General features: G+C 64.7%; 24 protein-coding genes and 1 pseudogene. 20 read left to right on the forward strand and 5 right to left on the reverse strand.

The window, feature by feature from the left end:
- Positions 1-292: 292 nt before the first annotated feature.
- Positions 293-1,390 carry an HD-GYP domain-containing protein gene (locus tag IF803_RS34620; protein WP_028341404.1) on the forward strand — a complete coding sequence of 366 codons (1,098 nt, stop codon included), beginning with the start codon at positions 293-295 and terminating at the stop codon, positions 1,388-1,390.
- A gap of 209 nt (positions 1,391-1,599) precedes the next feature.
- A complete protein-coding gene (locus tag IF803_RS34625; protein ID WP_461195280.1) occupies positions 1,600-2,889 on the forward strand; it encodes a cytochrome P450 in 1,290 nt (429 codons plus the stop codon).
- Between the two features lie 100 nt (positions 2,890-2,989).
- Here IF803_RS34625 and IF803_RS34630 read toward each other — a convergent pair whose 3' ends face one another.
- Together IF803_RS34630 and IF803_RS34635 are read right to left on the reverse strand one after the other, a co-directional pair.
- On the reverse strand, positions 2,990-4,570 hold the full coding sequence (locus IF803_RS34630; protein WP_461195282.1) for an AMP-binding protein: 1,581 nt from the start codon (positions 4,568-4,570) through the stop codon (positions 2,990-2,992).
- A gap of 208 nt (positions 4,571-4,778) precedes the next feature.
- Positions 4,779-5,198: a VOC family protein gene (locus tag IF803_RS34635; protein ID WP_038382552.1), complete on the reverse strand. Its 420-nt coding sequence runs from the start codon at positions 5,196-5,198 to the stop codon at positions 4,779-4,781.
- Positions 5,199-5,402: 204 nt separating this feature from the next.
- Here IF803_RS34635 and IF803_RS34640 point away from each other — a divergent pair, with 204 nt between their 5' ends.
- The 13 genes and pseudogenes from IF803_RS34640 to IF803_RS34700 all read left to right on the forward strand — a co-directional run bounded on the left by IF803_RS34640 (position 5,403) and on the right by IF803_RS34700 (position 15,009).
- The gene (locus IF803_RS34640; protein WP_016843619.1) at positions 5,403-6,374 is read left to right on the forward strand and encodes a Bug family tripartite tricarboxylate transporter substrate binding protein; all 972 of its coding nucleotides are present in this window, start codon (positions 5,403-5,405) and stop codon (positions 6,372-6,374) included.
- Between the two features lie 171 nt (positions 6,375-6,545).
- Positions 6,546-6,833, forward strand: a complete 288-nt coding sequence (locus tag IF803_RS34645) for a DUF3551 domain-containing protein (protein WP_028341408.1) — start codon at positions 6,546-6,548, stop codon at positions 6,831-6,833.
- Positions 6,834-6,962: 129 nt separating this feature from the next.
- A complete protein-coding gene (locus IF803_RS34650) occupies positions 6,963-7,418 on the forward strand; it encodes an ArsR/SmtB family transcription factor (RefSeq protein WP_461195284.1) in 456 nt (151 codons plus the stop codon).
- Positions 7,403-7,765: pseudogene (locus IF803_RS34655) on the forward strand (SRPBCC family protein); the annotation flags it as partial. The gene IF803_RS34650 and the pseudogene IF803_RS34655, both read left to right, overlap by 16 nt.
- 18 nt (positions 7,766-7,783) lie before the next feature.
- On the forward strand, positions 7,784-8,521 hold the full coding sequence (locus IF803_RS34660) for a DUF899 domain-containing protein (protein ID WP_028341410.1): 738 nt from the start codon (positions 7,784-7,786) through the stop codon (positions 8,519-8,521).
- A gap of 128 nt (positions 8,522-8,649) precedes the next feature.
- The gene (locus IF803_RS34665) at positions 8,650-9,006 is read left to right on the forward strand and encodes a DUF1428 domain-containing protein (RefSeq protein WP_461195286.1); all 357 of its coding nucleotides are present in this window, start codon (positions 8,650-8,652) and stop codon (positions 9,004-9,006) included.
- A gap of 128 nt (positions 9,007-9,134) precedes the next feature.
- Positions 9,135-9,752 carry a hypothetical protein gene (locus IF803_RS34670; RefSeq protein ID WP_461195288.1) on the forward strand — a complete coding sequence of 206 codons (618 nt, stop codon included), beginning with the start codon at positions 9,135-9,137 and terminating at the stop codon, positions 9,750-9,752.
- Complete coding sequence (locus IF803_RS34675; RefSeq protein ID WP_461195306.1) at positions 9,739-10,161, forward strand: transcriptional regulator; 423 nt, start codon at positions 9,739-9,741, stop codon at positions 10,159-10,161. Before IF803_RS34670 ends, IF803_RS34675 begins: the two co-directional genes overlap by 14 nt.
- A gap of 30 nt (positions 10,162-10,191) precedes the next feature.
- Positions 10,192-10,932, forward strand: coding sequence for a di-trans,poly-cis-decaprenylcistransferase (locus tag IF803_RS34680; RefSeq protein WP_018269238.1), 741 nt, complete (start codon positions 10,192-10,194; stop codon positions 10,930-10,932).
- Between the two features lie 115 nt (positions 10,933-11,047).
- Positions 11,048-12,574, forward strand: coding sequence for a magnesium-protoporphyrin IX monomethyl ester anaerobic oxidative cyclase (gene bchE, locus IF803_RS34685; protein WP_461195289.1), 1,527 nt, complete (start codon positions 11,048-11,050; stop codon positions 12,572-12,574).
- A 154-nt stretch (positions 12,575-12,728) separates the two neighbouring features.
- Positions 12,729-13,109 (forward strand): aminoacyl-tRNA deacylase, encoded by a 381-nt coding sequence (locus tag IF803_RS34690; protein ID WP_461195291.1) that lies wholly within the window; start codon positions 12,729-12,731, stop codon positions 13,107-13,109.
- Positions 13,110-13,158: 49 nt separating this feature from the next.
- Positions 13,159-13,314 carry a response regulator gene (locus IF803_RS34695; protein ID WP_461195293.1) on the forward strand — a complete coding sequence of 52 codons (156 nt, stop codon included), beginning with the start codon at positions 13,159-13,161 and terminating at the stop codon, positions 13,312-13,314.
- 471 nt (positions 13,315-13,785) lie between these two features.
- A complete protein-coding gene (locus IF803_RS34700; protein ID WP_461195295.1) occupies positions 13,786-15,009 on the forward strand; it encodes a threonine ammonia-lyase in 1,224 nt (407 codons plus the stop codon).
- A gap of 177 nt (positions 15,010-15,186) precedes the next feature.
- Here the strand turns inward: IF803_RS34700 and IF803_RS34705 are convergent, their stop codons facing one another.
- Entirely contained in the window at positions 15,187-15,699 is a 513-nt protein-coding gene (locus IF803_RS34705; RefSeq protein ID WP_461195297.1) for a DUF1697 domain-containing protein, read from the reverse strand.
- Between the two features lie 3 nt (positions 15,700-15,702).
- Positions 15,703-16,008: a hypothetical protein gene (locus tag IF803_RS34710; protein WP_411783501.1), complete on the reverse strand. Its 306-nt coding sequence runs from the start codon at positions 16,006-16,008 to the stop codon at positions 15,703-15,705.
- Between the two features lie 96 nt (positions 16,009-16,104).
- On the opposite strand from IF803_RS34710, the gene IF803_RS34715 reads away from it, so the two are divergent.
- Positions 16,105-16,476: a dienelactone hydrolase family protein gene (locus IF803_RS34715; RefSeq protein ID WP_411783500.1), complete on the forward strand. Its 372-nt coding sequence runs from the start codon at positions 16,105-16,107 to the stop codon at positions 16,474-16,476.
- 24 nt (positions 16,477-16,500) lie between these two features.
- Here IF803_RS34715 and IF803_RS34720 read toward each other — a convergent pair whose 3' ends face one another.
- Complete coding sequence (locus IF803_RS34720) at positions 16,501-17,613, reverse strand: helix-turn-helix transcriptional regulator (protein WP_461195299.1); 1,113 nt, start codon at positions 17,611-17,613, stop codon at positions 16,501-16,503.
- A 657-nt stretch (positions 17,614-18,270) separates the two neighbouring features.
- On the opposite strand from IF803_RS34720, the gene IF803_RS34725 reads away from it, so the two are divergent.
- The 4 genes from IF803_RS34725 (at position 18,271) to greA (ending at position 24,660) form a co-directional block, all read left to right on the forward strand.
- Positions 18,271-19,407 carry a hypothetical protein gene (locus IF803_RS34725; RefSeq protein WP_461195301.1) on the forward strand — a complete coding sequence of 379 codons (1,137 nt, stop codon included), beginning with the start codon at positions 18,271-18,273 and terminating at the stop codon, positions 19,405-19,407.
- Positions 19,408-19,719: 312 nt separating this feature from the next.
- A complete protein-coding gene (locus IF803_RS34730) occupies positions 19,720-20,955 on the forward strand; it encodes an efflux RND transporter periplasmic adaptor subunit (protein ID WP_461195302.1) in 1,236 nt (411 codons plus the stop codon).
- Positions 20,952-24,098: an efflux RND transporter permease subunit gene (locus IF803_RS34735; RefSeq protein WP_461195303.1), complete on the forward strand. Its 3,147-nt coding sequence runs from the start codon at positions 20,952-20,954 to the stop codon at positions 24,096-24,098. Before IF803_RS34730 ends, IF803_RS34735 begins: the two co-directional genes overlap by 4 nt.
- 79 nt (positions 24,099-24,177) lie before the next feature.
- Complete coding sequence (gene greA / locus IF803_RS34740) at positions 24,178-24,660, forward strand: transcription elongation factor GreA (protein WP_411783495.1); 483 nt, start codon at positions 24,178-24,180, stop codon at positions 24,658-24,660.
- Positions 24,661-24,889 lie beyond the last annotated feature (229 nt).

Below are 24,889 nucleotides of genomic sequence, written 5' to 3' on the forward strand. Positions count from 1 at the left end.
ACCTGAACGAACAAGGACGCCGGAGAGCACGAGCTCTCCGGCGTTTTCCTTTGCTCCGCGCGTCGGCCGGCCGGTGACGGCATCAACATTCTCGAAGCCGCAAAAATTCATGATTCGCCGCCGACGCTCGCATCTGCATTGATTTTCGGCCGGCCTGATTTTGCTGGCGGATTCGGCGATCCCTCAAATTGTATCCATTGCGCTTAAGCGCCGTTCAGCATCCCCATTAAGCCGGAGGGAACGCATCGTCAGGTAGCGTCCCGGCGTCGGTCGTTACCGCGACGGGGATGCCATGACTGCCTTAGCCAACAACCAGACTTCGAAGCGCCGCCTCCTGCTGGCGTCAGATCGAAGCGATCAGAGCAACGAGCTCGCGAGCATTTTGCGCTCGGTGGGCGAGGTCGATACCGTTCCGACCTCCGACATTCCCGAGCAGCCGGCCCGCGATCTCTCCGGCATCGTCGTCGACATCAACCTGCGCTCGCCCGAAGCCGTGCAGCTCGTCCGCGCCAAGCTGCAGGCCGACGCCTATCGCGAGATGCCGCGGCTGTTCGTGCTGGCGGATGCCTTGCATCACGCCTCGATGCAGGCCTGGGCGCTCGGCGCCACCGACACGATCTCGCGGCCGTTCGATGCGCGCGGCATCCTGCAGCGCATCCGCGCCGCGTTCCCCGACGACAGTGGTTATGACGAGACCGATCGCGGCAAGGCGCTCAACCGCGGCGTCGAAGCCGCGCACGGCGTGATGGTCAAGATGTTCGAGCGGATGCGCGCCGGCGAGCCGCTCAAGTTCGAGGACATCGTCGCCGCCGAAAACAAGATCCTCAAGGCGATCAAGCACAACTCGCTGCGCGAATGGCTGACCACGGTCGGCTGCCATCACCAGGAGACCTATCGCCACTGCCTGTTCGTGACCGGTTTCGCGGTTGCGTTCGCGCAGCATCTCGGCATGCGTGAGGACGATCAGCGCCGGCTCGCCCGCGCCGCGCTGCTGCACGACGTCGGCAAGGCCTTCGTTCCGGTCGCGCTGCTCGACAAGCCCGGCGCATTGACGGTCGAGGAAATGGCCGAGATGCGCGAGCATCCGCGCCGCGGCTACGAGGCGCTGTCCGCGCAGGGCGGCTTCCCGCCGGAAATGCTCGACGTGATCCTGCACCACCACGAATTCCTCGACGGCACCGGCTATCCGAACGGCCTCAGCGGCAACCAGATCAGCGACATCGTCCGCGTCACCACGATCGTCGACGTCTATGCCGCTTTGGTCGAGAAGCGCGCCTACCGGCTGCAGTTCACCCACGCCAAGGCGTTCTCCATGATGGAGGAGATGGGCGGCAAGCTCGACCAGCAATTGCTGCAGGCGTTCCGCCCGGTGGCGTTCGGGCATTATTGAGCGGATGTCATTCCGGGGCGATGCGTGAGCATCGAACCCGGAATCTCGAGATTCCCCGATGCGCAATTGCGCATCTGAGGTCTGGTCCTTCGGACCATCCCGGAATGACCTAGTCTGCGCTAGCCAATCAACGCAAGTCGTTCTCCTTACCTCCGCCTAGATTCCGGTGATCATCGGCATGACCGGTGCTCCGACGGGTGAGGACGATCATGGATACGGCAACGGCCGGGGATTTCGACATCCCCGCCGACATCGCGGCAACCCTTGTCGATCCCGTCGCCTATGCGGACGACCGCATCCACGACAGCTATCGATGGCTGCGCACCAACAACCCGCTCGGCATCGCGCGGCCCGAGAAGTTCGATCCGTTCTGGGTGGTGACCAAGCACGCCCATATCCAGGCGATCAGCCGGCAGAACGAGCTGTTCCACAACGCCGACCGGCCGACCACGCTGACGACGCAGGCGCTCGAGGAGCGCGTTCGCAAGATCACCGGCGGGCCCAATCTGGTGCGCTCGCTGGTGCAGATGGACGCGCCCGATCACCCGAAATATCGCGCGCTGACGCAAGGCTGGTTCATGCCGGCCAATCTCGGCAAGTTCGAGGCCCGCGTCCGCGAGATCGCGCGCGCCACGGTGCAGCGCATGCTCGCGAGGGGCGGCGCCTGCGACTTCGTCGAGGACGTCGCGCTCGGCTATCCCCTGCACGTCATCATGGAGATCCTCGGCGTGCCCGAGGCGGACGAGCCGCGCATGCTCAAGCTGACGCAGGAACTGTTCGGCCCGCAGGATCCCGACACCGCGCGCGTCCGCGACGCGCTCAGCGCGGAACAGGTCTCCGCGATGCTGCAGGCGATCATCGCCGACTTCTCCGCCTACTTCCGCAAGATCACCGAGGATCGCCGCCAGAACCCGCGCGACGATCTCACCACCGTCATCGCCAACGCGAAGATCGGCGGCGACTACATGCCGGAGCACGATCAGACCAGCTATTACATGATCGTCGCGACCGCGGGCCACGACACCACCTCATCATCGACCGCCGGCGCGATCTGGGCGCTGGCCAGGGACCCCGCGGAATTCGCCAAGGTGAAGGCCAATCCGGAATTGATCCCGGGTCTGGTCGACGAGTCGATCCGCTGGATGACGCCGGTCAAGCATTTCATGCGCTCGGCCACCGCGGATACCGAGCTCGGCGGCCGCAAGATCGCCAAGGGCGATTGGCTGATGCTGTGTTACGCCTCGGGCAATCGCGACGAGGAGGTGTTCGAGGACCCCGATCGCTTCCGCAGCGATCGCAAGCCCAACCGCCACGTCGCGTTCGGCTATGGCGCGCATCTCTGCCTCGGCCAGTATCTGGCCAAGCTCGAGATGCGCATCCTGTTCGAGGAGCTGCTGCCGCGTCTGAAGTCGCTATCGCTCGACGGCGAGGTGAAGATGACGCAGGCCTATTTTGTCAGCGGCCCGAAGAAGCTGCCGATCCGGTTCGAGGTGAATTGAAGTCCGTCCGTCATTGCGAGCGAAGCGAAGCAATCCATAGTGCCGCACACGCGGAAGCATGGATTGCTTCGTCGCTCCGCTCCTCGCAATGACGGAAACGTCATTCCAGCATCTTCCGCAGTTCCGCCTTCGCGACCTTCTCCAGCGTCGAGCGCGGCATTTCGTCGACGAAGCGGATGTCGCGGGGCACCTTGAAGTCTGCGAGCCCGGAGCGGCAGGCGGTCATGACGTTGTCGTGCAAATCGGCGGGCAGGGCGGCGACGCCGGCATGCGGGATGATGAAGACGACCGGGACCTCGTCCAGCATCGGATGCTTCTTCGCCACCACGGCGGCCTCGCGCACGCCCGGCACCACCGCGATCACCTGTTCGATCTCGGATGCTGCGACATTCTCGCCGCCGACCTTCAGCATGTCCTTGGAGCGATCGCCGAACTTGATGTAGCCGCGCTCCAGCATCGTGACGCGGTCGCCGGTGATGAAATAGCCGTGCTCGTCGAAGCTCTCGCGCGTGGCCGTCTCGTTGTGCAGATATTCGGCGAACAGCGACAGGCCCGGAATGCCCTTGATCAGGAGGTTGCCGGTCTCGCCGACGCCGGTCGGCGTGCCGTCGTCATTGGTGATGCGGATTTCGTATTCGGGCGCGGCACGGCCGATCGACATCGGCGTGTTGGGTTGATCGACCTCGCCGATGATGCCGTGGGTGATGGTCTCGGTCATGCCCCACCAGCCGATGATCTTGATGCCGAACACATTGAACGCCGGCGGTTCGTTCACGGCGGTGCCCCAGAGCCGGAACTTGTGGTTCTTCGGCACCTCGTGTTCCAGCAGCGCCTTCATGCAGAACGGGATCGTCGAGGTCCAGGTCGCGCCGTGCTCGAGCGCCACCGGCCAGAAGCGGCTCGCCGAGAAGCGCGGCTGGATCACACAGGTCGCTCCGACCCACAGGCTCGCCAGCATCGAATAGGCCAGCGCGTTGGTGTGGAACAGCGGCAGATAGGTCTGATGCACGTCAAAGGCGTGCAGGTCCTGATGCGCGGCGTTGATCTTGGCGCCCCACAGCGCGTTGGCGTGGGTCCACAGTACCGCCTTCGGCCGCGACGTGGTGCCGGAGGTGTATTGCACGCTGCAGGGCGCGAGCGGATCGGTCGGGCGACGCGGCCGGTCGGCGCTGTCGGCAAACAGCGCGTCAAAGCTGTCGCCGCGTGCGGGCGGCTGCGCCGGCGCTTGCCCGGCGTCGTGCGAGGTCACCGCGATCCAGCGCAGGCCCTTGCAGTTGGCTGATATCAGCTCGGCATAGGCCGGCTGGGTGATCGCGGCGACCGCGCCGCAATGGGCCGCAAAATATTCGATCTCGGCCGCGGCCGAGCGGGTGTTGGTGGTGACCGCGATGGCGCCGAGCTCGACGCAGGCGAACCACGACATGATCGCCTCGATGCAATTGTCGAGATGGATCAGGACATAGTCGCCCTGCCGGATGCCGCGCTTCGCAAGGCCCGCAGCCAGCGCGCCGACGCGCTCATGGAATTCGCCGTAGCTCCAGCGCCGTGCCGGCGTGTCGAACGGCGCCCAGATCAGGAATGGATGATCGCGGCGCACCTCGGCGCGCATCCGCAGCAACCATGGCACGTCGAGCCCCGCAAACGGTCCCACGACGCCCGGTACTGCTTTTGAATTGCTCATATGTCCTCCCGCGCGGCCTTGCCGGCCGCCATTGGTCTTGGTTGGGAGCAGTTCTGCCATCGGCGTGCGCCGAGAGCAAATCGCGATTTGCAAACCGGTTTGGCGCTGAAGCAATCTGTTCCGCCGCGCGGAAGAGATCGACTTATTGTGGCAGCCGGCATCGAGCGCGCACTCGCACGCCACGCCGGCTCGCAATGACGAGCGAAAGCTAGGTCGCGCCCTTCTCGTACGACGAGATCTCGATCAGGCTGCCGTCAGGGTCGCGGCAATAGACCGAGCGCAGCGTGCCGCGCGCGCCTTGCTTGGCCACCGGGCCTTCCTCGATCCTGACGCCATTGGCTTTCAGATGCGCGACCACTTCCTCGGGCGTGCTCGAAGTGAGGAAGCAGAGATCGTCGCTGCCGGCCGCTTCGTGATCGGCGGTGAACCAGTCTACCTTGTCGGCATCGCGCGGCCGCACATTGATCTTCTGGTTGCCGAACACCAGCGAGGTGCGCGGTGTCTTGCCCTTGCCGGGGTCGAACACCTTCACCTCCATGCCGAGGATCCTGCTGTACCAGGCAACCGAGCGCACGACATCGGTGACGTTGATCACGAGATGGTCGAGCCCATTCACCTTGACGGACATGATCGATCCTCTTCGGTCCAGAGTGCTTTCGAGCGATGTGGTCGCCGGTTCTGGTGCGATCAGAGCCGAAGCTTAGTCTTTCGTCGCGGTCGGCGGCGCACGTGTCGCACTGGCCGCTTCAGGCATTGTTTGTTAAAACCGCGCCGCACGCAACGCAACAGAAACGGGCAGGGCGCCAAACCCTGCTGGATTGGGAGAAACTTCATGATTTCACGCCGTACCGCGCTGGGCCTGATCGGGTCGGGGATTTCGACATTCGCGATCGGCCGCGCTTCCGCTGCCGACTATCCGGCGCGGCCGGTGCGCTGGATCGTGGGTTATCCGCCGGGCGGCGCCACCGACATCATCGCGCGCCTGGTCGGGCAGCGGCTGTCGGAGAGGCTCGGGCAGCAATTCGTGATCGAGAACAAGCCGGGCGCCGGCAACAATATCGGCACCGAGGCGGCGATCAACGCCGAGCCGGACGGCTACACCGTGCTGCTGGTCAATCCGGCCAATTACATCAACGCCTCGCTCTACGCCAATCTGAAGTTCAACTTCGTGCGCGATGTCGCGCCGGTTGCTTCATTCAATCGCGTGCCGAACGTGATGACCGTCAACAAGGACGTGCCGGCCAAGACCGTCGCCGAGTTCATCGAATATGTGAAGGCCAATCCCGGCAAGGTGAACATGGCCTCTTCCGGCAATGGCACCTCGGTGCATCTCTCCGGCGAGATGTTCATGGCGATGACCGGCTGCAAGATGCAGCACGTGCCGTATCGCGGCGCCGCGCCCGCGATCACCGACATGCTCGGCGGCCAGGTGCAGGTGATCTTCGACAACATGCCCTCGATCATCCAGCACATTCGCTCCGGCGCGTTGCGCGCGCTGGCAGTGACGTCAACGGAGCGATCCTCGCAACTGCCCGATGTTCCGTCGGTCGCCGAAACCGTGAAGGGCTACGAGGCGAGCGCGCTGTTTGGCATGGGCGCGCCGAAGAACATGCCGAAGGAAGTTATCGCCAAGCTCAACACCGAGATCAACGCCGTGCTCGCCGAACCCGACATGAAGAAGCGCCTGGTCGAGCTCGGCGGCGATCCGCTGATCCAGACGCCGGAAGCCTTCGGCAACGACATCAAGGCCGAGACCGACAAGTGGAAGAAGGTGGTCGAGTTCGCCGGCCTCAAGGTCGAGTAGGCTTCGCAAGAGGTGCGATGCTGGATCGCGCGGGACTAATGTGGCCCGCGCGGTACAGCCGGTCCCTGGCCGAAGCCAAATTCGTCGGCCTTGACGCGGAATAAAATGACGTTCAGGAACCTTACAAAAGATGCCGTATCTTGCTAACTGCGGCATCCGAGGAGCCGGATCATGCGCGCATCGGGATTGGCAATGCTTGTTCTGGGAACGGTGACGCTCGCCGGCGCGGCGAGTATCACGCCCGCTTCCGCCGATCCTTATGACTACCCATGGTGTGCGCAGGGCCCGAGCCTGGGCTATCCCGGCGAATGCGCTTACCGAACCTACGAGCAATGTCTCGCGAGCGTTTCCGGCCGCTATCTCTATTGCGGCGAGAATCCGCGCTTCCTGTTCAGCGAACCGCCGCCGCCACCGCCGGGCCGCTATCAGCGCCGGCACCGGACCGTTTATCCCGACTAGCGTTGCGGCATTACCGCAAGGCGGTCTGTCGCCACCGTTCCTGACGTTCGTCCCCGCACCGGCCACATCCTGACGCGATCGTGAAGTCGCGCGCTTGACGTCGCGCCGTTTGCGCCTATACTAAACCACATGGTTAAGTATCAGGACGAGACGCTGGACCGCACCTTTGCGGCGCTTTCCGATCCCACCCGCCGCGCGCTGCTGGCGCGGCTCGGCGAGCAGGACAGCCTGTCGGTGAGCGAGCTGGCGCAGCCATTCGCGATGTCGTTGCCGGCGATCATGAAGCATCTCGACGTGCTCACCGATGCGGGTCTCGTCGCGCGCGAAAAGACCGGCCGCACGGTGGCGTGCCGGCTCACCGCGCGGCCGATGGAGCAGGCGATGAACTGGCTCAATCGCTATGCGCAATTCTGGTCCGACAACCTCGACCGCCTTGCCGCTTTTGTGGAGGAAGATCCATGGCAAACAAATCCGCAGTCGCCGCCGACGCCGGCCTCGCCGCGCGCCCAAGCCTCACCCTCACGCGGCGGCTCCGCGCGCGGCCGGAAAAAGTCTACGCCGCGTGGACCGAGCCGGAAAATCTAGCGCAGTGGTTCGGACCGGGTGGGGTCAAGCCGGCCACGACGCGTGCGGAGCTCGATGTCCGCGTCGGCGGACGCTATCGCATCGGATTCATCGGCACGAACGGCGAGTATCACGAGGTCGGCGGCGTCTATCGTGAGGTGGTGCCGAACGAGAAGCTGGTGTTCAGTTGGGCTTGGCATTCGACGCCCGAACGCGAATCCGAGGTGACGATATCGATCAAGCCCGATGCCGGCGGTACGCTGCTCACCTTCCATCACGCGCAGTTCGTCGATGAGACCGCCCGCGACAACCACCAGCGCGGCTGGACCGCATTCCTCGGCAATCTGGAAAGCTTTGTCGACGCCTGATCTGCAAAGGAGCATCCCATGCAACAGCACAAGATCGTCTCGCGCGAGGAATGGATCGCAGCCCGCAAGGCGCTGATGATCGGCGAGAAGGAACTGACCCAGGCCCGCGAAGCGCTCAGCCGGCAGCGCCGCGAACTGCCCTGGGTCAAGGTCGACAAGGACTATGTGTTCGACGGGCCGGGCGGCAAAATGACACTCGGCGATCTCTTCAGGGGCAGGCCGCAGCTCGTGGTGCAGCACGTGATGTTCGCGCCGGAGTGGGACGCAGCGTGCAAGAGCTGCTCGTTCTGGGTCGACGGCTTCGAGCGCATGGTTCCGCATCTGGCCGCGCGCGACACCACAATGATCGCGATCTCGCGGGCGCCGCTTGCCAAGCTCGACGCATTCAAGGCACGGATGGGCTGGACCTTCGACTGGGTCTCCTCGGGAGAGAGCGACTTCAACTACGATTACGGCGTCTCGTTCACGCAAGCGCAGATCGATGCGGGGACCGCGAAGTACAACTATGGAACGACCCCGCTCTACGGTCCCGAACTGCCTGGCATCAGCGTGTTCTGTCGCGACGAGCAGGGAAGCGTGTTCCACACCTACTCGACCTTCGCGCGCGGCCTCGACATGATGAATGCCGCATATCACTATCTCGACCTGACGCCGCTCGGCCGCCACGAGGAAGGATTACCCTATCCGATGGATTGGGTGCGGCTACGTGACCAGTACCAACCGGCGCCGGTTCAGGCATCCTGCTGTCACAGCTGACGAACGCTGACGCGTAGCGTTGGCGTTCGTCATCCCGGGGCGATGCGAAGCATCGAACCCGGGATCTCGAGATTCCGGGTTCACGCTTCGCGTGCCCCGGAATGACAATAGAACCGCAGGAAACGCCAATGCCTTACGTCGATGGATTCATCGTCGCCGTGCCGAAGAAGAAACTCAAAGCCTATGCGCAGCTCTCGAAGAAGGCCGGCAAGGTCTGGCGCGAGTATGGCGCGCTGGATTATCGCGAATGGGTCGCCGACGACGTCAAGCCGGGCAAGCTGACCTCATTTCCGCAGAGCGTGAAACTGAAGGCCGGCGAAACCGTCGTGTTCGCCTGGATCACCTACAAGTCGCGCGCCCAGCGCGACAGGATCAACGCCAAGGTGATGGTCGATCCACGCCTGGCATCGATGGGCACGGGCGACGTGCCGTTCGACGCCAAGCGGATGATCTATGGCGGCTTTGCTAGCCTCGTGAAGGTCTGACGCGGCACGGTTTCGCCGCAATCCGCGCAGTAACCGGCTGTTTAACATCACGCTCGGCAGGCGGCGCGATGCCGCTTGCGTTTACTTGGTGAGCCCGTATACTTTGCAATACAAAGTTCGGGCGAATCATGCGTGACCTCGACAAGGCGTTGGCCGATATCCTCGCGATCCGCACCCAGATTGCGGCCGGAACGGCGTTTCGCGGCTACGGTCCGGCGACCGTCGCCGCCACCAGCGGCATCGCGCTCATCACGGCGCTTGCGCAATATCTCTGGCTCGCCGATCCCACCGCTCATCCGATCGCGTTCCTCGCAGGCTGGGCGGCGGCCGCGTTGGTCTCCGCCGTGCTGATCTGGATCGAGATGCAGGCGCGCTCGCGCCGGCATCATTCCGGCCTTGCGGACGCGATGGTTCAGCAGGCGATCGAGCAGTTCGTTCCGGCTGTTATCGCCGGCGTGCTGCTCGCGATCCTGCAATGGAAGTTCGCGCCCGAGACGCTGTGGATGCTGCCCGGTCTGTGGCAGGTGCTGGTCAGTCTCGGCGTATTCGCCTCGGTCCGCCTGCTGCCGCGCACGATCGCGCTCGGCGGCGCCTGGTATTTCCTGTCGGGATTCACGGTGCTGCTGATCGCAAGCCAGAGCCACGCGCTATCGCCCTGGACCATGGGACTGCCATTCGCGATCGGCCAGTTGCTGCTCGCAGCGCTGCTCTATTTCGCTTCCGGAGGCCATGATGCCGAAGACTGACCTGACCACCGCGCCGTTCGCCTATGATGGCCTCGACCGCGTCATCCACGAGAAGGCGCGGCTCGGCCTGTTGACCTCGCTGATGGCGCATCCGAAGGGGCTCGCCTTTGCCGATCTCAAGCAGCTCTGCGGCCTGACCGACGGCAATCTCAGCCGGCACCTGCAGGTGCTGCAGGAGGCCGGTCTCGTCGACGTCATCAAGGGCTATGAAGGCAATCGTCCGCATACCACCTGCCGCCTGACCAAGAGCGGCCGCCGCCGTTTCCTCGACTATCTCGCCGTGCTCGAGCAGCTGGTACGTGACGCGGCCAAGGCCGCCGGCACGGCCGAGAGGGCTGCCGGCAAGTCTGAAAAGGCCGCCGGCAATGACGACGGCGCAGCTGGCCGCCTCGGTATCCAGCCGGTTTGAACCATCCCATTTTTGTCCGGAGACTTTGTGATGCAAAGTAACGTCGCGCTCAAGCCGGAAGCCGCCATCAGGCTCCATGTCGGCATCATCATGGATGGCAATGGCCGCTGGGCGACGCGGCGCGGCCTGTCGCGCCTGCGCGGACACGAGGCCGGCGTCGAGGCGATCCGCCGCATCGTGGAGGCCGCACCGGACCAGGGCGTCGGCACGCTGACGCTCTACGCCTTCTCGAGCGACAATTGGCGGCGTCCGAAGGCCGAGGTGGCGGCACTGATGGGGCTGTTGCGGTTCTACCTCGCCAACGAGATCGCCGCGCTCGTGCGCAACGGCGTTCGCCTCACCGTGATCGGCCGCCGCGACCGGTTGCCCGACGGCATCGCCGCCGCGATCACGCGCGCGGAGGCCGAGACCGCCGGCGGCACCACGCTGCATCTGCGCATCGCGATCGATTATTCGGCGCGCGACGCCATCCTGAACGCCGCCGCACGCGCGGCCGGCGCCGGCGAGCTGAGCCGCGAAACTTTCGCCGATCTCATCACCGGCGAGGCCGGCCTGCGCGACGTCGACCTGATCATCCGCACCTCGGGCGAGAAGCGGCTGTCGGACTTCCTGCTCTGGGAGGGCGCTTATGCCGAGCTGCATTTCACCGAGCGGATGTGGCCCGAATTCGATGCCGACGATCTCGCCGACGCACTCGGCTCCTTCCATCGTCGCGAGCGCCGCTTCGGTGGACTGACCGCGATCGCGCCGGCGGAGGTGCCGAACCTCTAGCGCGTCAAGCCGCGCCAACTGCTCTCTTCCTAAAGCCCGGCCGGGGGGTTGGGCTCCTTCTCTCACAAGATGCGGGGACGAACGATCACGCCAACCAAAGCGGGAGCGATCATCCATGCGCATTCTTCTCATCAACGTGCCGCATCCGGCGATCGGCAGCCGGATCCCCGACGACCATCTGCCGCCACTCGGGCTGCTGTCGATCGGCGGGCCGCTGATCGATGACGGCCACGACGTCGGTCTTATCGATGCCGAGTTCGGGCCTATGCCGGTCGGAGCCATCGTGGCGGAGGCATCGAGATTTGCACCGGATGCGGTGCTGTTCGGTCATTCCGGCTCGACGTCGGGCCATCCTGTCATCACCGAGGTGGCGCAGGCGATCGTCAAGGCCGTGCCCGGTGTCCGGATCGTCTATGGCGGCGTGTTTCCGACCTATCACTGGCGCGACATCCTGCGCGAGGAGCGCTTCGTCACCGCGATCGTGCGCGGCGAGGGCGAAGAGACCGCGCGGCGTCTGATGCGCGCGCTGGAGGCCGGCGAGGATCTCCGCATCATCAACGGCATCGCATTCCGCGATGATTATGGGCCGCGCGTGACGCCGCCTGCGCCTGTTATCCGTGATCTCGATGCCTATCGCGTCGGCTGGGAATTGATCGATCACGCGCGCTACAGCTATTGGGGCGGCCTGCGCGCCGTCGTCGTGCAATTCTCGCGCGGCTGTCCGCATCTCTGCAATTACTGCGGCCAGCGCGGCTTCTGGACGCGATGGCGGCATCGCGATCCCGTGCGGTTTGCGAAGGAGCTGGCGCGGCTCCATCGCGAGCACGGGGTCAAAGTGATCAATTTCGCCGACGAGAACCCGACCGTCTCGAAGAAAGCATGGCGGACTTTTCTCGAGGCTTTGATCGCGGAGGATGTCGATCTGATCCTGGTCGGCTCGACCCGCGCCGACGACATCGTGCGCGATGCCGACATCCTCCATCTCTACAAGAAGGCGGGCTGGCAGCGCTTCCTGCTCGGCATGGAGAACACCGACGAGAAGACGCTGGAGCTGATCCGCAAGGGCGCGACCACCACGATCGATCGCGAGGCCATCCGTCTGATGCGCCGGCACGGCATCCTGTCGATGGCGACCTGGGTGGTCGGCTTCGAGGAGGAGACCGATCGCGATCATTGGCGCGGTCTCAGGCAGTTGTTGTCCTATGATCCCGATCAGATCCAGATGCTCTACGTCACGCCGCATCGCTGGACGCCGTATTTCCGTCTCGCGGCGGGGCGGCGCGTCATCCAGACCGATCGTAGGCTCTGGGACTACAAGCATCAGGTGCTGGCGACCCGGCACATGCCGCCATGGCGCGTGCTGCTCTGGTTCAAGTTCACCGAGATGGTGCTGCAATGCCGCCCGAAGGCGCTGCTCCGCGTGCTGCTTCACCGCGACGCCGGACTTCGTCACGCGATGCGCTGGTACACGCAGATGGGCCGCCGGGTCTGGCCGCACGAAATTCTCGGCTTCCTGCGCGACAAAAGACTGAAGCACGGACCGACGGTGCAGGAATTTTGGGGCGCGCCGCAGGATATGGAGGAGGAATCGATGTCGTCGCACCGGCCCGAGCGCCGCGTCGGCGCATCACGCGCGGCGTAAGTCGATACCGTTTTGTCGGGTTCTGGATAACTGGTGCTGATGACTGGACGCCTGAGTCATCAGCGCGATAATTTCCAGATCGGCTGCGCAGAACAAAAAGAACCGTGGCGGTCGAGGCGTCGAGTTGAGCATACAGGTTGCGATCTTAAAAATATTGGCCAGTCACGTCGGCGGCAGAGCCACTCTCAATTCACTCAAGCACGACCTCGCAATCCTCTCATCGAGTGGCGACGATTGGCATGCGCGGATCAAACGTCTGGCATCGCGGGTCCCCGAACTCGACATCTTTAGCCATGGCTATGTGCTCCGTGACGTCGAAGGCTGGGAGATCACATCGTCCGGTCGTGAGTTCCTGCGCGCGCTGGAAGCGGTCACGCAAGACAATCTGCCGTCCGTGCCAGCGGCCGAGGCCGCGATCCGCGCCGAGGGCAAGCTGATCGTGGTCGGTCACCGCTTCAAAAGCCGGGTGCGGCCACAGCGTGATCCCGAACAGAGCACGTTGGCGCGCCGCCGGCCGATCCGCGAGCCGCATTGAACCTCACTGCGCTGCACGCGACCTACCTTCGGGACACCGGAGGTCGCAGATGGCTGCTTTGGCTCAATCGATCGCACGCGCGTTTCCGGCCAATTCGCTTCGAAGCGGCATCGCCCGGCATGTCCTGCTGTTTGCCGCCGCGGCCCTGTTCGTCGCGGCGCTCAGGGCGAGCTACGGCCTCGATCTCAGCGCCGGCTTCTTCTGAAGCATGATCCGGAAAAGTGCGAAGCGGTTTTCCGAAGAGATCTTGCTCAAAAAAGACCGCGCGACAAATTCTCCGGCGGCAGGTCATACTGGGTTAACCGGACCGAGGTAGCTAGGCGCACGCTTTCCTTGCATCTCGAACCCAGGCCGGTTTTCCATGGATAAGCCGATGCGCTGCCAGTGCGGCAGGACGCGAACCATTGTGCTCGACAAGCATTTCCGCACTGCGCTGATATGCCCAAAATGCGATGAGGTTCAGCTGGCTAGCCCGGCGAGGCCAGAAGAACGGGTGTTGACCGCACGCTGAAGCGCGATGAGATCGGGTTGAATCGTCATCGCGTCTAGCTCGTTGTTTAAGCATGATCTTTCCGGAAAGCCGCTTCGCACTGTTCCGGATCATGCTCTGCGCGGTCGTTTTCGGCGCCGAAACCCGCTAGGTTCCGTCTGACGAAACGGACCAAAGCGAAACCCGATGCCGCAGCCTGCCCATACCGCCGCCATCACCCTTGCCGACATACGCCGTGCCGCGGATGTGATCCGGGATGCGGTCATGGTCACGGCCTGCAATGAGAGCCGCACGCTGGGTGAGATCTGCGGCTGCCGCCTGTTCCTCAAATTCGAAAACCTGCAATTCACGGCGACCTTCAAGGAGCGCGGCGCGCTCAATCGCCTGCAGGCGCTGTCGCCCGAGGAACGCAAGCGCGGCGTGATCGCGATGTCGGCCGGCAATCACGCCCAGGGCGTGGCCTATCACGCCAAGCGGCTCGGCATCCCCGCCACCATCGTGATGCCGATCGGCACGCCAATGGTGAAGATCGAGAACACCAGGCGGCACGGCGCCGAGGTCATCATCACCGGGCAGACGCTGGAAGAATGCTTCGCGTTCGTCGGTTCGCATGCCGTGCAGAAGGGCCTGATCCTGATCCATCCCTATGACGATCCGCTGATCATCGCCGGCCAGGGCACGATCGGACTTGAAATGCTCGCGGCGGTGCCGGAGCTCGATATCCTCGTGGTGCCGATCGGCGGCGGCGGGCTGATCTCGGGCATCGCCACCGCCGCGAAGGCGCTGAAGCCGTCGATCCAGGTCGTCGGCGTGCAGGCCCAGCTCTATCCGTCAATGTACAATACGGTCAAAGGCGAGCAGCTGCCGATGCGCGGCGACACGCTCGCCGAGGGCATTGCGGTCAAGGCGCCCGGGCAGATCACCACGAAAATCGTCCGCCAGCTCGTCGACGACATCATCCTGGTCAGCGAGGACCAGATCGAGCGCGCGGTCGCGACCCTGATCTCGATCGAAAAGACGGTGGTCGAGGGTGCCGGCGCCGCCGGCCTCGCCGCCGTGCTCGCGGCACCGGCGCGCTTTGCCGGCCGCAATGTCGGCCTGGTGCTGACCGGCGGCAATATCGACACCAGGCTGATCGCTTCGGTCCTGACCCGCGAGCTCGCGCGCGAGGGACGGCTGACGCAGCTGGCGCTCGACATCGTCGACCGGCCTGGACAGCTCGCGGCGGTGTCGATCCTGCTTGCCGACGCCGGCGCCAACATCATCGAGGTCTCGCATCAGCGCACCTTCTCCGATCTTCCGGCAAAGGCGACGCTGCTCGAGCTCGTGATCGAAACCCGCGACCGCGCGCATCTGGAGGACGTGCTGGCAAGGCTCAGCGCCGAAGGATTCGCGGTGCGGGAGAGCTAGCTGTCAGACTGCTTGACCGTCATCCCCGCGCAAAGGCTTCGCCTTTGTCGCTGGAGGCGCGAGCGGAGCGAGCCTCGAAGGATGAATCGGCCACCAGCCGGGCCGTCGATCCTTCGAGACGCGCGCAAGTGCGCGCTCCTCAGGATGACGGTTCACGAGGCGAATGGGGCTGATTGCTCACTCACCCGCCGCCAGCTCGGCGAGCTTCGCGATGGTGTTGATGTTGCGCGCGGTGCCCTTGGCGGCGGCGGGGATCTTCAGTTTCGAGCGGCCCATGCCGCTGCCATAGGCGACATAGATCTCGCGCTTGCCGAGCCGCACCTCTTCGTCCTGCCGGCCCTTGATGTCCTTCAAGGCGTCCTTCGGCGGTGGCTCGTCGAGGAAGATCGCGACAGTATGGTTCGGCGGCGCCTTCGGAAACGGATTGGCCTTCAGCACCGCGGCGATCTCGTCCGCGCTGCGGACGACAACGCCGACCGGCTTGCCGGCATAGGCCTGCAGCCGCCGCTCCAGCGCGGCCTTGATCTTGGCCGCGCCGAGCTTCGAGGAGAGCACGACATTGCCACTGGCGATATAGGTCTGCGCGTCGGCAAATCCTTCATCGATGCACATCGCCTTCAACTCGGTCATCGGCAGCTTGCCGGTGCCGCCGACATTGACCGCGCGCAACAGGGCGACGTAACGCGGCATCGACTAGCCGTCGGCTTTCTTCTTCGCGGGCTTCTTGGCCGGCGGCGGCTCTTCCATCGCCTTCTTCATGGCGCGGGCATAGGCGTCGGCGGCGTTCTCGGCCGAATTCTGCAACCGCTTGGCGGTCGCGGTTGCGTTCAGCATCGTGCTCTTGGCCAGGAAGTGGAAGCGCGCCTTGGCCTCCTTGTCCTTGGCCTTGGCCGCGCGCGCGACCCAGACGGCCTGACGTTTCTTGGCAGCCGCCATCACGGCCTTGGTCTGCGCTCTTGCGGTTTGCCGGATGACGGCGTCGAGGTCGGCTTCGGCCATTCAGATGCACTCATTGACTGGACATGCGCCGGAGCGGGCGCGGAGGGAGGGGAGCTACCCCTAGCGTAACCGGTGCCGTTTGAACATGCGATCCTTTTGCGACGTCCCCGCGGCCGGATCGGACTGCTCGGCTTCTCGCTCGGCGGCTACGTTGCCGCGACTGCGGCGGCCCGCGACGCGCGAGTGGCCGCGCTGGCCGTGCTGTATGGCGGCATGCCCGACAAGATTGCGCCTGAGGTCAAGCACCTGCCGCCGATGATCGAGTTGCACGGCGAGGCGGACCGCAACGTGCCGCTCGCCAAGGGTGAGGCGCTTGTCGGGCTCGGCAAGTCGGTCGGCGCCGAAGCGGAGATCGTCCGATATCCGGGCAAGGCGCACGGTTTCGATTTCGCGGACAATGATCCGATGACCGCTGACGCGGTCAGCCGTGTTGCCGGCTTCTTCCAGGCCCGCCTGAGCGCGGCATGAGTCCGAGGCCGTGCGCCGCGTGCGCTAGTCTCCTGACGACCCCGGCGGCACCTTCGCGCCGGCGAGCAGTCCGGCCAGCTCCACCTGCCGGCCGAGTCCGGTCTTGGCCAGCACCGCCTTGAGCTGGTTGCGCACCGTTTCGCGGGAGATGCCGAATGCGCCGGCGATTGCCTCGACGGTGCGTCCTTCGCCAATGCCGCGCGCAACGCGCGCCTCCGCCGGCGTCAGGTCGAACAGACCCTGCAGCACTTCCGCGGTCGGCACCTCGGCCGGCACCACCGGCGTCACGATCACGATCGCCGCCGCGCGGTCGAACAGGTCACGCGCCGCGCCATGGATCGGGACCAGATGCACGATCAGCGGCGGGCGATCCTCCTGCGCCGCGATCGGTACCGAGCGCACCTCCACGCCGATCAGTCCCTGATCAAGCGCGGCCAGCGCCTGGGCGAACAGCGCGTCGGCGGTGGTCGCCGCCAACGTCAGGCGCTCGCCGCGATCCTGCATCACGTCGGGCACCAGGCGGTCGAACAGCGTGTTGGCCGCCATCAGACGGCCGCCGCGCCGCAGCACTGCCGCGGGCAGGCCGAGCATCGCCAGCGATTCGGTTGCCGCCCTGGCGCGCTCCATCCCGAGCCGCGCCGACAGCAGCGCGGCACGCGCCAGATGCGGCCGCAGTGCGTCGAGCTGCTCGATTGCTTCCCGCTCGATCGGTCCGTGCTGGTATTCGCGCTCGACGCTGTAGATCAGCACGTCGCCGCTCGGCACCGGGATCGCAGTACCGGCGCCCCATCCGAGCCCGCGCGGGCGGAAGAATTCGCGGATCTGGAAATCCTGCTGCACCTCCTCGGGCGTATCGAACACGTCGATGTCGCGCAGGAAGCCGGCGTGGTTGGCCGCGAGCAGGCGCGGCAATCGCCCGTTGCGCTCGTGCCAGCCGCCCTCGACATAGGCCACCGTGTCGTCGTGCATGTCGGGCGACGCGACCCAGCGGACGTCGTGTGGGGCCGCTGTCAGCAGCACGATACCGCGCGCACGCGCGATCGCACCGACCTGATGCAGGACATTCGGCCACAATTCGGGGACGACCGCGGCCTCATAGGCCAGTTCAATCAGATGCTCGTGCAGGTCGTTCGCCATCGGTCATCCCAAAAACCGTTGTTGCCCAATAGATAAACCCGGCGACCCCGGAAATATTGCGTAAAGCAATTCAGCCCGAGCCACGAGTCCGGGTTATTCCGGTGCGCGTTCACGCGCATCAGGGGAAATTACGACGTTTTTGCCGCTCTTCTTCGCGATTTTCGGGCGGGGGCGTGGGGCCTCGCTCGGTCGGCTGCGACCCGGCGCGCGGCCGCCGGCGCCCGGACAACGAAGGCGAAGCCCGATGCCAGGTCGGCGGGGCGGCCCCAAGATTTGATAGAGACTTGATGAAGACTCGATAATCAAGGCCTGACGATCATCGCCGCGTGTGGCGAAATCGAAGCGGCGTGACAGGCGGAAATATTCCGAAGCATCCCGAAACCTGATTGGTGTGGATCGACGCTGCGCCAGGCCTGCCGGCGTCACACATTTGCAACGCTGCACGCGATCGTTCGAGCATGAACATCCTTTAATTTGTGTCCGCGCGATCCGTAGCGCCAGCTACGGCATGATCCGGAAAAGTGCGAAGCGGTTTTCCGAAAAGATCATGCCTGGGGAGCGGCCTCAAGCGCGATGACGATTCAAACCTGGCCTCATCGCGCTTTGGGCAACCACCTCTGACATTCATGCGAGCCATCGTCGGCTCGGGGAGAGTCGATGATCAGCCGCAGGGCGCTTTCCGGATTGTTGATGACGCTGGTCGGCCCCTCGTCGCGGGCCGGCAACGACGGGCTGGCGCTGGGCCATTGCCAGGGATCATGCGCGAATGTCGACTTGCCGACCCTCGGCTACGATCAGTTCTGCCGGTCGTTGTTCGATATCGCGGCAAGCGGCAGGCTGCATGCGGTCGCAACCGGTTCGGAGATTCGCGGAGAGATGCGATCTCTGTTCCGGGCGCGGCGGCTTTATCGGCCGTCGCGTGACGAGATCCGGGTTCTCTGGCGCGCGCCCGCGGATGGATTCTCGGTCGTGAAGGTCGAGTTCGATCTGGAATGCGGCGTGCCGGTGCGCGGATGTCTTGGAATTCCCGACGGAGAATTCAAGGGATTGATCCTGCTCGGCCACGGCATGGCGAGCACACCGGAGCGCTGCTTCGACGATGCCGACAAGGACTACATGAACGCGCTCGGCAAACGGCTATGTCGGGACGGCTATGTCGTCTGGTGTCCTTACATCGTCCAGATCGGAAATCAGGAGAGCCAGAACAACATCGCCGCGATGCTGGCATCCCACGGTGTCTCCGCCCACAACGTGTCATGCGCATCGCTCGACGCCGGCGAAATCGTCTGCCGGAAGCTCACCGGCGCGTCGGGTTTGAACGTCGGCGTATACGGGGTGTCCTGGGGCGCCTTTCTCGCGCTCCATCTGGAAGCCGCTACGGGGCGGATGCGGCCGACCGTCGTCTCCGGATATATGCGCGACGAGAGGAGGTTTCTGACGTCGCCCGTCATCAGCAAGAATCTCGGCGTCGAACTTGCGGCTTACATTCATTTCAGCAACGGCCGCGCCAAGTACACCGGCGCAGAGCTGGCGTACCTGCTCTGCCCGTGCCCGCTGTTCGTCGAGATCGGGAGCCGTGACGGTGCAAACGCCGTGGAACTTGGACGCGATGAGAAGTTTTCGCAAATGCAGTCGATCTACGCATCGTCAGGCCATCCACATTTGATCGACATGGACGTCTTCGATGGCGCGCACGAGGTCAGCGGCAAGCGCGCGCGGCCATGGCTATCCGAACATCTGGCGTCGCCTGCCTATCAAGACACCGCTCGCTTGAAGAACGCCATCGCGCTGTGAGCGGCAGCCTGACCGCGACCGTACCGAGGGTGCGCTCGCGTGGATCACATTGACGGGAGCTTTCGGCGCCGGCGGCATGCACTGAGCCGACCCGTGCGGCCGCAATGGCTGTGTCATGGTGGCATTGCAGCGCTCTTGAAAGCTGGCTGTCGTCGGGATCGGCGCAACGATCGCGGTCGAGTTGCAGGATTGTCGGATCGGCCGCGTTATGATCTGCTGCAACGCACCTGCCCATCCTGACCTTCGGGTCTGAGGGAACTCGACGTCATATCCGTCTCGTAGCGTCTGTTGGTAGCCGAAGGGTTGGACTGCATGAGTGATACGGAACGCATGCGCGGTCGTTTGGCAGGGCTTCTCGTATCGGCGGGATTGGTGGCGGCGGGAGTATCAGCGGCCCATGCGCAGGCGGGGCCGCCCGGGCCTCCTGCCGTGGGCGTGTTCGAGGCGGTGAAGCGGCCGGTCACCGAAACCAGTGAATTTCTCGGACGCATCGAGGCCCCCAACCGCGTCAATGTGGTGGCGCGCGTCACGGCATTCCTGGACAAGCGGAACTTCGTCGAAGGCTCTGAAGTCAAGGCCGGCGATCTCCTGTATCAACTCGAGCGCGGACCGTTCGAGGCCGATCTTGCATCGAAGAAGGCACAGGTGGCCCAATTGCAGGCGACGCTGGTCAACGCCAAGCTGACCACCGACCGCGCCAAGGCCCTGATGGGCGGTCCGGCCGGCCAGCAATCCAATGTTGATGCGGCGGTCGCCAACCAGCAGAGCCTCGAGGCGCAGGTGCAGGCCGCGCAGGCGCAGGTCGACCTGTCCCAGATCAATCTCGACTACACCATGATCCACTCGCCGATCGACGGCAGGATCGGACGCACCGCGGTGACCGAGGGTAACGTCGTGACGCCGAGCTCGGGAACCCTGACGACCATCGTCAGTCAGGACCCGATGTATGTCACCTTTCCCGTGCCGGTGCGCGAGGCGCTCGATCTGCGCGACCGCTATGCGACGCGCGGCGGCTTCAAGGCCGTCGTCATCCGCCTGCGGTTGACGGACGGCCGGCTCTACGAGAAGACGGGTGAGCTGAATTTCGTCAACAACACGATCGCGCAGAATACCGACACCATCTCCCTGCGCGGCGTCATCCCCAACCCGTCAACCTACACGTCCGTCGCAGCCGGCGGCTCGGTCCGCGAGCTGACCGACAATGAGTTCGTGACCGTTCTCCTCGAAGGCGTGCAGCCGGTCGAGGTGCTGGCGATCCCGCGTTCGGCGGTGCTGTCGGACCAGCAGGGTGAATATGTCTATGTCGTCGGCGCGGACAACAAGGCCGAGCAACGGCGGATCCAGCTTGGGCAATCGACCGCAACGATTGCGGCGGTGACGAGCGGCATCTCGCTGGGCGACAAGGTGGTCGTCGAGGGATTGCAGAAGGTCAAGCCGGGCGAGGTGGTGGCGCCGGGGCCTGTTAGCGCGCTGATCCAGTCGAGCATGAAGGTTTCGGCGGACGGCGGCGCCAGCAGCACGCCGAAATCGACGGGCAATAACCCATGATTTCCGCTGTCTTCGTCGATCGTCCGCGGCTTGCGATCGTCATCGCGTTCGTGATCACGATCGCGGGCGCGCTGGCGCTGATGCAGATTCCGGTCGCCCAGTTCCCGGACATCGTGCCGCCGCAGGTCACGGTCTCCGCTGTGTTCCCCGGCGCATCGGCTGAAGTGGTGGAATCGAGCGTCGCCCAGCCGCTGGAAGCGCAGGTCGTGGGCGTCGACAAGATGCTCTACATGAAGTCGACCAGCGGCAATGACGGCAGCTACACGCTGACGGTCTCCTTCGCGCTCGGCACCGACCCTGATATCAACACCGTCAACGTCAACAACCGCGTGCAGAGCGCGCTCGCGCAATTGCCGACCGAGGTGCAGGCGCAGGGCCTGACCGTGCAGAAGAAATCTTCGGCGGTGCTGCAATTCATCGTGCTGTACAGCAAGAGCGGCGAGCAGGACCCGCTGTTCATCACCAACTACGCCATCATCAACGTGCTGGATGCGATCTCGCGCACGCCGGGCGTCGGACAGGCCTCGCTGTTCGCGAAGCTGAACTATTCGATGCGGATCTGGTTCGACACCCAGCGCCTGACCAGCCTCAATCTGGCGCCGTCGGACGTGATCGCTGCGATCCGGGCCCAAAGCGTGCAGGCGCCGGTCGGCCGCATCGGCGCACGTCCGATCAGCAATGACCAGCAGTTCCAGTTCAATGTGCAGACGCAGGGCCGCCTGACGACATCCAAGCAGTTCGGCGACATCGTGTTGCGGGCCAATCCGGATGGATCGGTGCTGCGGATCAGGGACGTTGCTCGCGTCGAGATCGGTGCGCAGAACATGGATTCGGAGTCGCGGATCGACGGCAATCCCGGCGTGCCGATGGGCATCTATCTCGCGCCCGGTGCCAATGCCGTGACCACGGCCAAGGCGGTGCAGGCCACGCTTGCGCGGCTGTCGGAGCGGTTTCCGCCGGGGCTGACCTATCTCGTGCAGTACGACTCCACCACCTTCGTGTCCGATACGATCAAGGAGGTGATGAAGACGCTCGGCGAGGCCTTCGTGCTCGTCGTGATCGTGGTGTTCCTGTTCCTCGGCAATCTGCGCGCCACGGTGATCCCGGCGGTCGCGGTTCCGGTCAGCCTGATCGGCGCCTTCGCGGTGCTGCTGGCGCTCGGCTATTCCGCCAACACGGTGTCGCTGCTGGCGATGGTGCTTGCGATCGGCATCGTGGTCGACGACGCCATCGTCGTGGTCGAGAACGTCGAGCGCGTCATGGAGGAGGAGCCGGAGCTGTCGCCGACCGACGCCACCAAGAAGGCGATGGCGCAGATCACCGCGCCGATCATCGCGATCTCGCTGGTGCTGCTCTCGGTGTTCGTGCCGATCGCGTTCATCCCGGGCATTTCCGGCACGCTGTTCCGCCAGTTCGCGGTGACGATCAGCGCCGCGATGGTGATCTCGGCGCTGAATGCGCTGACGTTGTCGCCGGCGCTGTGCGCCGTGTTCCTGCGCCACGGCGGACCGCGCCGCGGCATCATGGGGCGGGTGCTCGGCAGCATCGACTGGGTGCGCGATCGCTACGCCGGCGTGGTGCAACGGCTGGTTCGTGTGGCTGTGCTCTCGCTGGTCGCGGTGCTGGTGTTTGCCGGCGCGGTGTTCGGCGTGTCGAAGATCACGCCGACCGGCTTCCTGCCCGAGGAGGACCAGGGCGCCTTCTTCATCGCGGTGCAATTGCCCGAGGGCGCATCGGTGGCGCGCACCAGCGAGGTCACCAAGCAGGTCGAGGCGCTGTTGAAGAAGAATCCGGCGATCGACCATGTGCTGTCGATCATCGGTTTCTCGCTGCTCGACGGTGCCAGCGAGCCGAATTCGGCCTTCATGGTGGCGCGCATGAAGGCGTTCGCCGATCGCAAGGCCGTCACCGACTCGGTGCAGGCGGCGATCGGGCAGACCTTCGTCGGGGGATCTCAGATCCGTCAGGCCTCGGTGCTGCCATTCAACCTGCCGCCGATCATCGGGCTTTCGACCTCCGGCGGCTTCGAATATCAGCTGGAAGCGCTGGAAGGGCAGGATCCGGCTTCGCTCAGCAGCGTGATGGGCGGGCTGATCGGCGCAGCGAACCGAAATCCAAATCTGGCCCGCGTGTTCTCGACCTTCACCGCGACCAATCCATCGGTTTTTCTCGATATCGATCGCGCCAAGGCGCAGGCGCTCGGCCTCAACATGGCCGACGTTTTCACCGCGCTGCAGGCCACGCTCGGCGGCATCTACGTCAACAATTTCAACCTGTTTGGCCGCACCTGGCAGGTCAATGTGCAGGGCGACGCGGCCAACCGCCGCGACATCCCCGATATATGGCAGATCTATGTGCGCAACAGCGGCGGCGAGATGGTGCCGATCCGCTCGATCGCGTCCTTGCGGATCGTGACCGGCCCGCAGGTGATCACCCGCTACAACAATTATCGTTCGGTCACCGTGAACGGCAGCCCGGCGCCAGGCGTGTCCTCGGGCACCGCGATCGCGACGATGGCCGACCTCTCCAAATCGACGCTGCCTTCCGGCTATTCCTATGAATGGACCGGCACCGCCTATCAGGAGCAGGCCGCCTCCGGCCAGACCGGCATCATCCTCGGGCTCGCGGTGCTGTTCGCCTATCTGTTCCTGGTGGCGCTGTATGAGAGCTGGACGATCCCGATTCCCGTGCTGCTGTCGGTCACGGTCGGCGTGTTCGGTTCCTATCTTGCGATCAAGCTTGCGGGTCTGAATCTCGATCTCTACGGCCAGATCGGCCTCGTGGTGCTGATCGCGCTCGCCGCCAAGAACGGCATCCTGATCGTCGAGTTCGCCAAGGAGCAGCGCGAGGCCGGCAGGCCGATCGCGGAAGCCGCGACGATGGGCGCGCAAATGCGCTTCCGCGCGGTCATGATGACCTCGATCGCCTTCATCCTCGGCCTGGTGCCGCTGGTGGTCGCGACCGGCGCTGCGGAAATCAGCCGCCGTGCGGTCGGCACCGCGGTGTTCGGTGGCATGCTCGCCGCAAGCTCGGTCGGCATCTTCCTGGTGCCGATGCTCTTTGTCACCTTCCAGGGCTGGCGCGAGGGTGTAAAGAACCGCTTTGGCAGACGGAGCAAAGCCGAGCAGCCTGCCTCGCATTAGATTCCGCCTAATCCCTTCGCGCATTAGCGGGGCGCGTGGGGCGGGGCTATGCTGCTGGCCTCATCGATGGAGTTCCGGATTGAGCGTTGCCTTCACCAAAGAAGAAAGTGCCGAGACGGCGGCCGAAACGCTGTTGCCGGACCGTCCCATTTCGCCGCATCCCAACCTGGTGACCGAAGCCGGACGCAAGGCGCTGGAGCGTGAGCTCCAGGCGGCGCGCGAGGCCTTTGAGGCCGCGCAACAGCTGGACGACGTCAACGAACGGCGGCGGCAGTCGGCGGTTCCGCTACGCGACGTGCGCTATCTCACGGAGCGGCTCCGCACCGCGCAGGTCGTGCCTGATCCTGCTTCCACCGAAATCGTCGCCTTCGGCAGCACGGTGACGTTCAGCCGCGCCGATGGGCGGGTGCAGACCTATCGCATTGTCGGCGAGGACGAAGCCGATCCCAAGGCAGGCTCGATTTCCTTTGTCTCGCCGGTGGCGAGGTCGCTGATGGGCAAGGCCGTGGGCGACGTCGCAGGCGCCGGCGATCAGGAGTTGGAGATCGTCGCGATCGCCTAGCGCGTAATGAGATTGGATTGCGGCCGCAAAGGCGGCCTGCTCCCTATCCCGCTTGCGGGGGAGGGCCGAGGTGGGGGTTCTCTCCACGAGTCACATTGTGGAAAGAGCCCCACCCGCATCGCATTTTCAATGCGATGCGACCTCCCCCGCAAGCGAGGGCTTTGCGCAAAGGCGAATCTGCGATTCTCTAAGACCGATCTGAAGGGGGAGGCGGGGATGGCGTATCGGC

Source organism: Bradyrhizobium sp. UFLA06-06, assembly GCF_054820065.1.

Bases quoted from the DNA above. Each gene is read 5' to 3' on its own strand.
- IF803_RS34635 (WP_038382552.1), bottom strand. From the start codon at position 5,198: ATGTCCGTCAAGGTGAATGGGCTCGACCATCTCGTGATCAACGTCACC.
- IF803_RS34650 (WP_461195284.1), top strand. From the start codon at position 6,963: ATGGTTAAGTATCAGGACGAGACGCTGGACCGCACCTTTGCGGCGCTT.
- IF803_RS34710 (WP_411783501.1), bottom strand. From the start codon at position 16,008: ATGGCCGAAGCCGACCTCGACGCCGTCATCCGGCAAACCGCAAGAGCG.
- IF803_RS34640 (WP_016843619.1), top strand. From the start codon at position 5,403: ATGATTTCACGCCGTACCGCGCTGGGCCTGATCGGGTCGGGGATTTCG.
- IF803_RS34725 (WP_461195301.1), top strand. From the start codon at position 18,271: ATGATCAGCCGCAGGGCGCTTTCCGGATTGTTGATGACGCTGGTCGGC.
- IF803_RS34630 (WP_461195282.1), bottom strand. From the start codon at position 4,570: ATGAGCAATTCAAAAGCAGTACCGGGCGTCGTGGGACCGTTTGCGGGG.
- IF803_RS34730 (WP_461195302.1), top strand. From the start codon at position 19,720: ATGAGTGATACGGAACGCATGCGCGGTCGTTTGGCAGGGCTTCTCGTA.
- IF803_RS34735 (WP_461195303.1), top strand. From the start codon at position 20,952: ATGATTTCCGCTGTCTTCGTCGATCGTCCGCGGCTTGCGATCGTCATC.
- IF803_RS34700 (WP_461195295.1), top strand. From the start codon at position 13,786: ATGCCGCAGCCTGCCCATACCGCCGCCATCACCCTTGCCGACATACGC.
- IF803_RS34625 (WP_461195280.1), top strand. From the start codon at position 1,600: ATGGATACGGCAACGGCCGGGGATTTCGACATCCCCGCCGACATCGCG.
- IF803_RS34660 (WP_028341410.1), top strand. From the start codon at position 7,784: ATGCAACAGCACAAGATCGTCTCGCGCGAGGAATGGATCGCAGCCCGC.
- IF803_RS34670 (WP_461195288.1), top strand. From the start codon at position 9,135: ATGCGTGACCTCGACAAGGCGTTGGCCGATATCCTCGCGATCCGCACC.
- IF803_RS34620 (WP_028341404.1), top strand. From the start codon at position 293: ATGACTGCCTTAGCCAACAACCAGACTTCGAAGCGCCGCCTCCTGCTG.
- IF803_RS34675 (WP_461195306.1), top strand. From the start codon at position 9,739: ATGCCGAAGACTGACCTGACCACCGCGCCGTTCGCCTATGATGGCCTC.
- IF803_RS34720 (WP_461195299.1), bottom strand. From the start codon at position 17,613: ATGGCGAACGACCTGCACGAGCATCTGATTGAACTGGCCTATGAGGCC.
- IF803_RS34695 (WP_461195293.1), top strand. From the start codon at position 13,159: ATGGCTGCTTTGGCTCAATCGATCGCACGCGCGTTTCCGGCCAATTCG.
- bchE (WP_461195289.1), top strand. From the start codon at position 11,048: ATGCGCATTCTTCTCATCAACGTGCCGCATCCGGCGATCGGCAGCCGG.
- IF803_RS34665 (WP_461195286.1), top strand. From the start codon at position 8,650: ATGCCTTACGTCGATGGATTCATCGTCGCCGTGCCGAAGAAGAAACTC.
- IF803_RS34705 (WP_461195297.1), bottom strand. From the start codon at position 15,699: ATGCCGCGTTACGTCGCCCTGTTGCGCGCGGTCAATGTCGGCGGCACC.
- IF803_RS34645 (WP_028341408.1), top strand. From the start codon at position 6,546: ATGCGCGCATCGGGATTGGCAATGCTTGTTCTGGGAACGGTGACGCTC.
- IF803_RS34680 (WP_018269238.1), top strand. From the start codon at position 10,192: ATGCAAAGTAACGTCGCGCTCAAGCCGGAAGCCGCCATCAGGCTCCAT.